The organism is Ensifer sp. 1H6 (assembly GCF_001976035.1).
GTDB classification, from domain to species: domain Bacteria; phylum Pseudomonadota; class Alphaproteobacteria; order Rhizobiales; family Rhizobiaceae; genus Ensifer; species Ensifer canadensis.
The window spans coordinates 15,230-25,574 of the sequence record NZ_MOAI01000056.1; the positions used below are offsets into that span (position 1 = coordinate 15,230).

The window sequence follows — 10,345 nt, forward strand, 5'->3', positions numbered from 1 at the left end:
GTCACCCGGCCGCTTTTTCTGTTTCCGCTGTCCGGATCGGTCGGTTGGCGACCTGCCGTTTACGCTTCAGATAGGGCTTGCGCACCAGGCGCCAGCAAAGGAGCAAGGTGACCAAAGCCAGATAGGTCATCTGCTCGAGGCCGACCACCTTGACTGACATGGCGAAATGCAGCGCTCCCGCCGCGGCGATCACATAGGCAAGCTTGTGCAACTGGTTCCATTTGCTGCCGAGCCTACGGATCGACCAATTGTTGGATGTCAGCGCCAGGGGGATGAGCATCAGCAGCCCGGCCATTCCGATGGTGATGAACGGGCGCCGGGCGATGTCGGCGATGATGGCGGGGATGTTCAGGACCTGGTCGAGCAGGAAATAGGCCAGGAAGTGCATCACCACATAGTAGAACGCCAGCAGCCCGAGTGCGCGCCGGTAGCGCAGCCAGTTGACGCCGAAGATATCGCGGATGGGGGTGATCGCCAGCGTGGCGACCAGAAAGCGCAGCGCCCAGATGCCGAGCAGGTGCTCGAATTCCTTGACGGGGTTTCCAGGCAGGCGTCCGGTGGCGCCGAGGTAAAAGGCGGCAAGGGCCGGACAGAGGCCCAGCCCGTACAATCCCCAGACGGACGCGGAGTGAAAGCGTTTCGGCAGGGCGGGCAGCTTGGGCATTCTTAGAAGTTCGCTCTCAGGTCCATGCCGGCATAGAGACCGGCGACTTCTTCCGCATAGCCATTGAAGGGCAGGGTATCGCGTCGGTTGGCGCCGAAGAAACCACCGCCACCGATCCTGTTTTCGGTCGCCTGGCTCCAGCGTGGATGGTCGACGGTCGGGTTAACATTCGCATAGAAGCCGTACTCATTGGGTGCCGACAGGTTCCATGTCGAAGGCGGCGGCGTTTCCGTCAACGAGATTCGCACGATCGACTTGATACCCTTGAAGCCATACTTCCAAGGAGTGACCAGTCGGATCGGCGCACCGTTCTGATTTGGCAGGGTCTTGCCATAGACGCCGACCGAGAGAATGGTGAGCGGATGGCGCGCCTCGTCGAGGCGCAGACCCTCGCGGTAAGGCCAGGGCAAAGCCTGAAAGAAGCCTGATTGGCCGGGCATCTCCTCGGGGCGCACCACGGTCTCGAATGAGACATATTTCGCATTGCCGAGTGGCTCGACTTTGTCGAGCAGGGCTGCGAGCGGGAACCCGGTCCAGGGAATGACCATCGACCAGGCTTCGACGCAACGCATCCGGTAGACACGCTCCTCGATTGGAAGCGCCAGAAGCTCCTCCAACCCGAATTCCTTCGGCTTGCCGACAAGACCATCGACCTTCACGGTCCATGGGGTCGGTTTGAAGGTATCCGAGTTGGCCGAAGGATCGGCCTTGCCGGTCCCGAACTCATAAAAATTGTTGTAGCCGGTGACGTCGGCCTCCGGCGTCAGATCCTCCTCGACGGTGTATCTGCCCTTGGGTGCGGCGAGTGCAGCCGCTTGGACCGAACCGACGCCAGTGCCTGCAATCAGCAAACCACCTGCCGTCGTCGCTAGAAAGGCGCGGCGCGAGAGAAAGCAGCTCTCCGGCGTGATTTCGGACGATGCGATTCTCGGTGGACGATAGGCCGGCATGATCTTTTCCGCTTTCAACGTGTGGGTCTTGTCTGCTCAAACTGACCAGAGTTTCGATCACTGAGAAAGAGGCGGATAACCACGTTTTCGTGCGTTCTACGTGATGGCGCCGACTTTGCGTATCTCGCAGTGACGTTTGCCTTTTTTCCTGCGAAATCCTATCTGAACGTAGCCGCGACGAATAGGAGAAGGCTTCATATGATCTTTGGTTCAAGGGCGCTTGCGACGCTCGTTCTCGCTGTCTCTCTCGCCTGTCCGGCAATGGCCCAGGATGCGAAGGTCGTGCCCCAGTCGCGCACCGAGATGCAGCTTTCCTTCTCGCCTCTGGTCAAGCAGACGGCGAATGCGGTCGTCAACGTCTATGCCGAGCGCGTGGTCGAGCGCCGGTCGGTCTTCTCGGGCGATCCCTTCTTCGAAGAGTTCTTCGGGCAGCGCATGCCGAACCGCAGCGAGAAGCAGTCGTCGCTCGGATCCGGCGTGATCGTCGGCAAGAACGGCATCGTCGTTACCAATAACCACGTCATAGAAGGCGCCGACGATATCAAGGTGGCGCTTGCCGATGGCCGCGAATATCCCTGCAAGATCGTGCTCAAGGATGACCGCCTCGATCTTGCGGTCCTGAAGATCCAGTCCGATGGTCCGTTCGACATCATCCCGATCGGCGATTCCGATGCGGTCGAGGTCGGCGATATCGTTCTGGCGATCGGCAATCCCTTCGGCGTCGGGCAGACGGTGACGAGCGGCATCGTTTCCGCGCTCGCCCGCAATCAGATTTCGTCGGGCGATTTCGGCTTCTTCATCCAGACGGACGCCGCCATCAACCCCGGCAATTCCGGCGGTGGCCTGATCGACATGAACGGTGCGCTGATCGGCATCAATACCGCGATTTTCTCCAAGGGCGGCGGCTCGAACGGCGTCGGCTTTGCCATCCCTGCCAATCTGGTAAAGGTGTTTGTCGCCTCCGCCGAGGGCGGCAATGGCTCCTTCGTGCGTCCGTTCATCGGCGCGTCCTTCGAGCCCGTGACCTCAGAAGTCGCGGAAGCTCTTGGCCTTGATCGCGCTCGCGGCGCGCTTGTCACCGCCGTCGTCACCGACGGGCCCGCAGCCTCAGCTGGCATCAAGCCGGGGCAGGTGATCACAGCGGTCAACGGCATCGCCGTGGAACATCCCGATGCCCTCGGCTACCGCCTGACCACGGTCGGTATTGGCCACGAGGCCCGCGTCACCGTTTCCGAAAACGGCAAACCGCACGATGTCAGCCTGAAGCTCGACCGTGCACCGGAGACGTCGCCCCGCGACGAGCGCCTCATCGAGGGCCGCAATCCGTTTGCCGGTGCGGTCGTAGCCAATCTCTCTCCCCGATTGGCCGACGAACTGCGCATGTCGACCTCGCTGCAGGGTGTCGTCGTTACCGAGATCAACCGTGGCTCGCCCGCCGCGCGCATCGGACTGGCGCCGAAGGATATTATCCGCTCCGTCAACGGCGCGTCGATCGACAGTTCGAAGACATTGGAGAGCGTGATGGCCGAGGGTGCCTCCTTCTGGCGCGTCGAAATCGAGCGCGATGGCCAGATCATTCGTCAGTTCTTCCGATGAGCGATCTCTTCTCGTCCTCCGAGCCGCCGGAAATGACCTCGGCAAGACCGCTTGCCGATCGTCTGCGGCCGCGCACGCTGTCCGAAGTCACCGGCCAGGAACACCTGACGGGCGTGGATGGCGTGTTGACGCGCATGATCGCATCGGGCTCGCTCGGATCGATGATCTTCTGGGGACCGCCTGGAACGGGCAAGACGACGGTCGCCCGGCTGCTGTCGGGCGAGGCGGGGCTTGCCTTCGAGCAGATCTCGGCGATCTTTTCCGGTGTCGCCGACCTCAAGAAGGTTTTCGAATCGGCAAGGGCCCGGCGGATGTCGGGCCGCCAGACCTTGCTCTTCGTCGATGAGATTCATCGTTTCAACCGTGCCCAGCAGGACAGCTTCTTGCCCGTCATGGAAGACGGCACGGTCATCTTGGTCGGGGCGACGACAGAAAATCCGTCTTTCGAACTCAACGCCGCTCTCTTGTCACGCGCCCGTGTGCTGACGTTCAAGCCGCATGGAGAAGAGAGCCTGCGAGAATTGCTGAAGCGCGCCGAAGAGACGGAAGGCAAACCTCTTCCGCTGGATGAGGACGCCCGGGCAAGCCTGATCCGGATGGCCGATGGCGACGGCCGGGCGCGCTCACGCTGGCCGAGGAGGTCTGGCGCGCCGCGCGGGCGGACGAGATCTTCGATGTCGACGCGCTGCAGAGGATCGTGCAGCGACGAGCGCCGGTCTACGACAAGGGGCAGGACGGTCACTACAACCTGATTTCGGCCCTGCACAAATCGGTGCGCGGCTCCGACCCGGATGCGGCACTTTATTATCTCTGCCGAATGTTCGATGCCGGCGAGGATCCGCTCTATCTCGGACGGCGCCTCGTCCGCATGGCGGTGGAGGATATCGGCCTTGCCGATCCTCAGGCACTGGCGATCTGCAATGCCGCCAAGGATGCGTATGATTATCTCGGTTCGCCGGAAGGAGAACTGGCGTTGGCCCAGGCCTGCGTCTATCTCGCGACCGCACCGAAATCGAATGGTGTCTACATGGCTTACAAAGCGGCCATGCGGGCGGCCAAGGAAAACGGTTCGCTTCTGCCGCCGAAGCATATTCTGAACGCGCCGACCAAGTTGATGAAGGGCGAGGGCTACGGCGACGGCTATCGTTACGACCACGATGAGCCCGATGCGTTTTCGGGCCAGGACTATTTCCCGGAAAAGATGGGACGCAAGACCTTCTATGACCCGCCGGAACGCGGCTTCGAGCGAGAGATCCGCAAGCGGCTGGAATGGTGGGCAAAGCTGCGGCGTGAGCGGAGCTGACTCCATCTCTCTGTTGCGACGCATTTCCTGGCGGGAAACCGCTTCGCACTTTTTGCTGGAAATGCTTAAGCCTTGCCGGGCGTGCAGGGCTGATTTGCCCGGGCATATCTTGCTGCCGTCAGAAAACCGTGAGATAGAACCCGCGTTGCAGACGGCTGCACGGTTTTGAGACTTTCGATACCGAACATCCGCGGGGACGGCCTCGCTCCATACTCTAGGAGTTTGAAATGGCCTGGTTAATCCTCCTGCTTGCCGGTATCCTCGAAATCGGCTGGGCAATCGGTCTCAAATACACCGACGGTTTCACGCGGCTGACGCCGACGGTCCTGACCGTCGGTTCGATGATCCTTAGCATCGCCTTGCTTGGTCTGGCGGTCCGAACGCTGCCGCTCGGCACGGCCTATGCCGTCTGGACCGGCATCGGCACGGTCGGTACCGTCATTCTCGGCATTTTCCTCTTTGCCGAGCCGGCGACGTTCGTCCGCCTCGGTTGCATCACGCTGATCGTTGCCGGTATTGCCGGGCTGAAGCTTTCTGCCTAACGCAACGTCAGAGATCTCTCGCAAGGGCAGCTGACTTTCGCAGCCTGTTCCGGCGCGCCGCTATCGCAGCGCGTCGAGGACGGCAGTCGCCGCCTGCATCTCCTGCCAGCGGCCCTCGCGGCGCTTGAACGCTTCCTCGTCTGTGCCCCAATGCTCGATCTGCCAGTCCTCATCGACATGGGCTGCAATCCAAGCCTGTTCGGCGGTCAGCCGGCCGGACGCGAACGCAACCGCGAGCAGCGCCGAGCCGGTCAAGGTGGTGATCGTATGCACGCAGGTCAGGCCGAGCGGCGTCGCAAAGGCGCGCAGGCCCTCTGCATAGGCGGTGATTGCCTCACCGGGCTGTTCCTGGTGGATGACGCCCTCGGCCAGAATGAAGCGGGCGCCGAGCGACTGCGCAGCCCATTCGAGCACCGGGTTCCAGACGGCGTTCTGCCGTCCGACGAGCCCTTCCGGGCTGGACGCGCGGTAGCAGAGCAAGTCGGTTCCAGCGAAACGTAAGATGTCCTCGAAAACCGAGCGCTGGTCCTTCGCCACACCGTCGAGCGCCGTGTTGGCGATCCGGGTGACCGGCATCTTGGCGGGGTCGATGACCTCGACCTGCGCATCCCATTCGGCTGCCAGCATTTCGGCAAGCTTCAGGGTCGGGACCGCAAGCAGATTTTTCGCCGGCGTGCGCACCGGTCGGCCGTCAAGCAGCACGCTGTGGCCGCCGTCTTCCGAAGTGCCGATGCTGACGTCCTTGTAGAAGCGCTTGGGCAGCGGCTTCAGCATCTGGATCTGTGCGCGCCGGACCGGGTCCTCGTGGCTCAACGCACCGCTGAGTTCATCGCGAATATCAGGCATGATAGTGTTCCATCCACTCCATGATGTCGGCCGGCGTCCGTGCAATGTAGTCGGCCCCCGCCTCGACGAGATCCGGTACGTCGGCATAACCCCACGCAACACCGATGGCGGCGGCGCCGGCGGCCTTCGCCATCTGCATATCATAAATCGCATCGCCGATGACGACAGTATCGCTCGGATCAATCCCGGCTTCCGAGCAGCATTCCGAGACCATTGCTGGATGCGGCTTTGAAGGGCAGTCGTCGGCCGTGCGCGAGACGAAGAATATCCGGTCGAAGCCGTGGGTCTCGGCGATATGCGTCAGACCGCGGCGCGATTTGCCGGTGACCGCGCCAATCAGCAGCTCGTCGCGGCCGGACAGCGTCTGCATCATCTCCGCGATGCCGGGAAACAGCAGCTCCTGAAATCCGGATTCGCCGCGCACGCCGGCAAAAATCGCCTTGTAATGGGCCGTCATTGCCAGCGCCTGGTCGTCGACATGCTCGTGTCCGAGCAGGCGAGCAATGGCGATGTCAAGGGTCAGGCCGATGATGCCCTTGGTCGCGGAAAGTTCGGGTCGATCGAGTTCGAAGGCTTCGAAGGTCCGTGCCATCACTTCGTGGATCAGACCGCCGCTGTCGACCAGCGTGCCATCGCAATCGAAAAGCGCCAGTTTCATCAGTCGTCCTCGCCGGGCTCGTTCTCTTCGAAGCCTAGCAGGTTCCAGCTCTGGACCATGTGCGGCGGCAGCGGCGCAGTCACCCGCAGGCGACCGCCATCCGGGTGCGGGATATCGATATGGCGTGCGTGCAGGTGCAGCCGGTTCTGCATGCCGCCGGGCAGGCTCCAGTTGAAATCGGCGTCGAAATACTTCGGGTCGCCGAGGATCGGATGGCCGATGTGCAGCGCATGCACGCGTAGCTGATGGGTACGGCCGGTATAGGGCTCCATCTCCAGCCAGGCGAGGTTCTGTGCTGCCTGCTCGCGCACACGGTAGTAGGAAATGGCGTGGTCGGCGCCATCTTCACCGTGCTTGGCGATGCGCATGCGGTCGCCGTCCGGCGTCTGTTCCTTGACCAGCCAGGTCGAGATGCGGTCCTCGCGCTTGCGCGGGACGCCCTTCACCAGTGCCCAATAGGTCTTCTTGGTGTCGCGCTCGCGGAAGGCAGCCGTCAGCTTCTGCGCGGCGCCACGCGTGCGGGCAATCACCAGAACGCCGGAGGTGTCGCGGTCGAGGCGATGAACCAGACGGGGTTTTTCGCCACGCTGGTTGGTCCATGCCTCGAGCATCTTGTCGATGTGTCGGTTGACGCCGGAGCCGCCCTGTACCGCAAGCCCAGCCGGCTTGTTCAGCACGATAACCTTCGCGTCCTCGTGCAGCACCATGCGCGACAGCAATTCCCCGTCGGGCGAGTGGCGAAGGTCGCGTCCGGCGATCGGGCCAGTCTTTATCTCCTTGGCGTCGACGTTAAGCGGAGGGATGCGGACCGTCTGGCCCGTCTGCAGGCGCGTGTCGGATTTGACGCGGCCGCCGTCGACACGGATCTGGCCCGAGCGCAGCAGCTTCTGCAGCGGACCGAAACCCAGTCCGGGGAAATGCACCTTGAACCAGCGATCGAGGCGCATGCCTGCCTCGTCGCCGTCCACCTGCTTGTGTTCTATGCCTGCCATCTCAGCGAACCTGCTTCCTGTTCTTTAGAGGCAGCCTTTAGACCATTGCGCGCATCAGGGCCAGCCCGGCAAACACCGCCAGTATCGAAAGCACGATGCTGGCGGCGATGTAGCCGAGCGCGAGTGCAGCATCGCCACGCTCGAGCAGCATAATGGCGTCCAGTGAAAAAGCCGAAAAGGTGGTGTAACCGCCCAGCACGCCGGTGATCAGGAACAGTCGCATCTCCGGCGAAGCGCCGAACTTGCGCATGATCAGCTCCGCAAGCAAGCCGATCAGGAACGAGCCGGTGACGTTGACCATGAGCGTTCCCCATGGAAGGGCCGGGCCCCATCGTTGAACCGTCCAAAGGCCGACAAGATAGCGGGCCATCGATCCGATGGCGCCGCCGGCACCGACGAGAAGAAGTTGGGACATCGCAGCCTCCGGCCGTTTCACTGGGATCAGGCCAGCCGCTCGGCGTGCCACTTCAGATGATCGCCCATGAAGGTCGAGATGAAGTAATAGGAGTGATCGTAGCGCTCATGCATGCGCAGCGTCAGGTCGATGCCGGTTCCCTTGATCGCTTCCTCGAAGAGCCATGGCCGCAGGCCGTTGTCGAGGAAACTGTCCGCCTTGCCCTGGTCGATCAGGAACTCCGGGAAGCGGGCACCATCCTTGACCAGCGCGCAGGCATCGTATTGCCGCCAGGCGGCCCTGTCCTCGCCGAGGTATTTCTCGAAGGCGCCGATGGACCAGTCGGCCGTCGACGGCTCGACGATCGGCGCAAAGGCCGAGCAGCTGCGGAAACGGTCCGGATGCTTGAGCGCGATGGTCATTGCACCGTGACCGCCCATCGAATGGCCGAAAATGCCCTGCCGGCTCATATCGATGCGAAAATGCTGGCTGACGAAGGCCGGCAGCTCCTCGGTGATGTAGCTGTACATCTGATAGTGCTCGGACCACGGTGTTTGCGTGGCATCGAGGTAGAAGCCTGCGCCCTTGCCCATCTGCCAGTTGGTGAGTTCGTCGGGAACTTCCGTGCCGCGCGGGCTGGTGTCGGGGCAGACGACGATCAGCCCGAGCTCGGCTGCCATACGGCGGTACTCACCCTTTTCCATCACGTTGGCATGGGTGCAGGTGAGGCCCGAGAGATACCAGAGCACCGGCCGCGGCTCCTTGATCGCCTGTGGCGGGACGAAGACAGCAAACGTCATCTCGCCCTTGCAGGCCGCGGATTCGTGCGAGAAGACGCCCTGCATGCCGCCAAATGCGGTGTTCTGAGAAAGGACTTTCATCAAATGCTCCTTGGATATCGTGGGATCAGCCGGCGAGTTGCACGGCCGCGTTGACCGCAGCGGCGACAAGCACGGTGTTGAAGAAGAAGGAGACGATGGCGTGCATCAGGTTGATGCGCCGCATCGCCGTGGTGGTGATGGCGACGTCCGAAGTCTGGGCGGTCATGCCGATCACGAAGGAAAAATAGAGGAAATCATAGCCGCCGGGTTCCGGCGTCTCGGGAAAATCGAGGCCGCGCTGCGGGGCAGGGGTTTGCGCGCCGTCGTCAGGCACCCAATAGACATGGGCATAGTGCATGGCCGCCATCACGTGGATGGTCGCCCAGCCGAGAACGACCGAGGCAAAGGCTAGCGCCAGTTCGAGCGTTGGCCCCTTACTTTCGCCGTTCAACGCGAAGAACAGCGAGACCAGCGCCGTGGCGGCCGCTGCGAAAGTGACCAGGAAAATCACCGCTTCGGGTTCGTCGGTGTTTCTCGCATGCGTCTTGAGATGCTTGCCCGTCATCATCCGCAGCCGCCGGGCGCTCATGATCAGGTAGACGCAGAAAAAAGTGACGGCTGAGACTTCGAAACTATAGCGCGGCGCGGCAAACCACATGACGGGCAGGCTGGCAAGAGCACAGGGGAGCGCGGTGTAGAACGGCCAGTGCCTGAGCCTTGTCGTCGCTGTCATCGGAGTGCCCCTGCGATCCCTTGCGGATTGACGCCGCGCCTCACTTTTTCGTCTGGCGCGCGAGTCGGTCAAGTGTCTCGAGGAAGGTCGAACGGTCGCGTTGCGTGAAGGCGGCATTGTAGCCCTTGCTTTCGCCGGTCTCGCGCAGGTGTTGGCCAAGGTCGCGCATGGCAGACGCCATGCCGATATTGCTCTTGTCGAAGACGCGCCCGGACGGGCCGGTGACGAATGCGCCGGCGGCCACGCAACGAACCGCAAGCGGCACGTCGGCAGTCACGACGATATCGCCCTCATGCGCGCGTTCGGCGATCCAGTCGTCGGCGGCGTCGAAGCTTGCCGACACGATGACGTTGTGGACCATCGGGTCGCGCGACGGTCGCAGGCCCGAGTTGGCGACGAAGGTCACCTTGAAGCCATGGCGCTCGGCCACCTTCAGCACTTCCGCCTTCACCGGGCAGGCATCGGCATCGACATAGATCATCCTGAATCCGTTTCTCAAATGGACCGAAAAAGCGCCGGAATACAATCGATTCCGGCGCTTTCCTGAATCGGATTTTAAGCTTAGTAGAGAACCACGCTGCGGATGCTCTCGCCGGAGTGCATCAGCTCGAAGCCCTTGTTGATGTCTTCGAGCGGCATCGTGTGGGTGATCATCGGATCGATCTCGATCTTGCCTTCCATGTACCAGTCGACAATCTTCGGCACGTCGGTGCGGCCGAGGGCGCCGCCAAAGGCGGTGCCCATCCAGCTGCGACCGGTGACGAGCTGGAACGGACGGGTGGAGATTTCCTGGCCGGCACCGGCAACGCCGATGACCACCGACTTGCCCCAGCCGCGATGCGAGGC

At 62.3% G+C, this 10,345-nt stretch carries 11 protein-coding genes and 2 pseudogenes; 3 read left to right on the forward strand and 10 right to left on the reverse strand.

The genetic code is table 11. The features are described 5' to 3' along the window. Position 1: 1 nt before the first annotated feature. The gene (gene msrQ, locus BKP54_RS33760) at positions 2 to 664 is read right to left on the reverse strand and encodes a protein-methionine-sulfoxide reductase heme-binding subunit MsrQ (RefSeq protein ID WP_025426688.1); all 663 of its coding nucleotides are present in this window, start codon (positions 662 to 664) and stop codon (positions 2 to 4) included. 2 nt (positions 665 to 666) lie between these two features. Beyond that, the gene (gene msrP / locus BKP54_RS33765; protein WP_084815644.1) at positions 667 to 1,614 is read right to left on the reverse strand and encodes a protein-methionine-sulfoxide reductase catalytic subunit MsrP; all 948 of its coding nucleotides are present in this window, start codon (positions 1,612 to 1,614) and stop codon (positions 667 to 669) included. Between the two features lie 198 nt (positions 1,615 to 1,812). Between msrP and BKP54_RS33770 the strand changes: the two genes are divergently transcribed. From BKP54_RS33770 to sugE, 3 genes and pseudogenes are all read left to right on the forward strand, one after another. Next, positions 1,813 to 3,210: a DegQ family serine endoprotease gene (locus BKP54_RS33770; protein ID WP_025426690.1), complete on the forward strand. Its 1,398-nt coding sequence runs from the start codon at positions 1,813 to 1,815 to the stop codon at positions 3,208 to 3,210. After that, positions 3,207 to 4,513: pseudogene (locus BKP54_RS33775) on the forward strand (replication-associated recombination protein A). The gene BKP54_RS33770 and the pseudogene BKP54_RS33775 overlap by 4 nt, the downstream one beginning before the upstream one ends. 227 nt (positions 4,514 to 4,740) lie before the next feature. After that, positions 4,741 to 5,055 (forward strand): quaternary ammonium compound efflux SMR transporter SugE, encoded by a 315-nt coding sequence (gene sugE / locus BKP54_RS33780; protein ID WP_025426692.1) that lies wholly within the window; start codon positions 4,741 to 4,743, stop codon positions 5,053 to 5,055. A gap of 60 nt (positions 5,056 to 5,115) precedes the next feature. On the opposite strand, the gene BKP54_RS33785 is transcribed toward sugE, so the two are convergent. The 8 genes and pseudogenes from BKP54_RS33785 to BKP54_RS33820 all read right to left on the reverse strand — a co-directional run. Continuing rightward, complete coding sequence (locus BKP54_RS33785; RefSeq protein WP_025426693.1) at positions 5,116 to 5,901, reverse strand: ATP12 family chaperone protein; 786 nt, start codon at positions 5,899 to 5,901, stop codon at positions 5,116 to 5,118. Beyond that, complete coding sequence (locus tag BKP54_RS33790; protein ID WP_025426694.1) at positions 5,894 to 6,559, reverse strand: HAD-IA family hydrolase; 666 nt, start codon at positions 6,557 to 6,559, stop codon at positions 5,894 to 5,896. Before BKP54_RS33790 ends, BKP54_RS33785 begins: the two co-directional genes overlap by 8 nt. Continuing rightward, positions 6,559 to 7,551, reverse strand: coding sequence for an RluA family pseudouridine synthase (locus BKP54_RS33795; protein WP_025426695.1), 993 nt, complete (start codon positions 7,549 to 7,551; stop codon positions 6,559 to 6,561). Before BKP54_RS33795 ends, BKP54_RS33790 begins: the two co-directional genes overlap by 1 nt. 37 nt (positions 7,552 to 7,588) lie before the next feature. After that, a complete protein-coding gene (gene crcB / locus BKP54_RS33800) occupies positions 7,589 to 7,966 on the reverse strand; it encodes a fluoride efflux transporter CrcB (RefSeq protein ID WP_057210904.1) in 378 nt (125 codons plus the stop codon). Between the two features lie 26 nt (positions 7,967 to 7,992). Beyond that, positions 7,993 to 8,826, reverse strand: a complete 834-nt coding sequence (gene fghA, locus BKP54_RS33805; RefSeq protein ID WP_025426697.1) for an S-formylglutathione hydrolase — start codon at positions 8,824 to 8,826, stop codon at positions 7,993 to 7,995. 25 nt (positions 8,827 to 8,851) lie between these two features. After that, positions 8,852 to 9,499, reverse strand: coding sequence for a DUF1345 domain-containing protein (locus BKP54_RS33810; RefSeq protein ID WP_025426698.1), 648 nt, complete (start codon positions 9,497 to 9,499; stop codon positions 8,852 to 8,854). A gap of 40 nt (positions 9,500 to 9,539) precedes the next feature. Then, positions 9,540 to 9,980: a YaiI/YqxD family protein gene (locus BKP54_RS33815; RefSeq protein WP_025426699.1), complete on the reverse strand. Its 441-nt coding sequence runs from the start codon at positions 9,978 to 9,980 to the stop codon at positions 9,540 to 9,542. A gap of 80 nt (positions 9,981 to 10,060) precedes the next feature. Then, positions 10,061 to 10,345: pseudogene (locus tag BKP54_RS33820) on the reverse strand (S-(hydroxymethyl)glutathione dehydrogenase); the annotation flags it as partial.

What these genes read in the sequence shown, in the direction of transcription:
- sugE (WP_025426692.1), top strand. Translation starts at nt 4,741, where the DNA reads ATGGCCTGGTTAATCCTCCTGCTTGCCGGTATCCTCGAAATCGGCTGG.
- crcB (WP_057210904.1), bottom strand. Translation starts at nt 7,966, where the DNA reads ATGTCCCAACTTCTTCTCGTCGGTGCCGGCGGCGCCATCGGATCGATG.
- BKP54_RS33815 (WP_025426699.1), bottom strand. Translation starts at nt 9,980, where the DNA reads ATGATCTATGTCGATGCCGATGCCTGCCCGGTGAAGGCGGAAGTGCTG.
- msrP (WP_084815644.1), bottom strand. Translation starts at nt 1,614, where the DNA reads ATGCCGGCCTATCGTCCACCGAGAATCGCATCGTCCGAAATCACGCCG.
- BKP54_RS33795 (WP_025426695.1), bottom strand. Translation starts at nt 7,551, where the DNA reads ATGGCAGGCATAGAACACAAGCAGGTGGACGGCGACGAGGCAGGCATG.
- BKP54_RS33810 (WP_025426698.1), bottom strand. Translation starts at nt 9,499, where the DNA reads ATGACAGCGACGACAAGGCTCAGGCACTGGCCGTTCTACACCGCGCTC.
- BKP54_RS33785 (WP_025426693.1), bottom strand. Translation starts at nt 5,901, where the DNA reads ATGCCTGATATTCGCGATGAACTCAGCGGTGCGTTGAGCCACGAGGAC.
- msrQ (WP_025426688.1), bottom strand. Translation starts at nt 664, where the DNA reads ATGCCCAAGCTGCCCGCCCTGCCGAAACGCTTTCACTCCGCGTCCGTC.
- BKP54_RS33770 (WP_025426690.1), top strand. Translation starts at nt 1,813, where the DNA reads ATGATCTTTGGTTCAAGGGCGCTTGCGACGCTCGTTCTCGCTGTCTCT.
- BKP54_RS33790 (WP_025426694.1), bottom strand. Translation starts at nt 6,559, where the DNA reads ATGAAACTGGCGCTTTTCGATTGCGATGGCACGCTGGTCGACAGCGGC.
- fghA (WP_025426697.1), bottom strand. Translation starts at nt 8,826, where the DNA reads ATGAAAGTCCTTTCTCAGAACACCGCATTTGGCGGCATGCAGGGCGTC.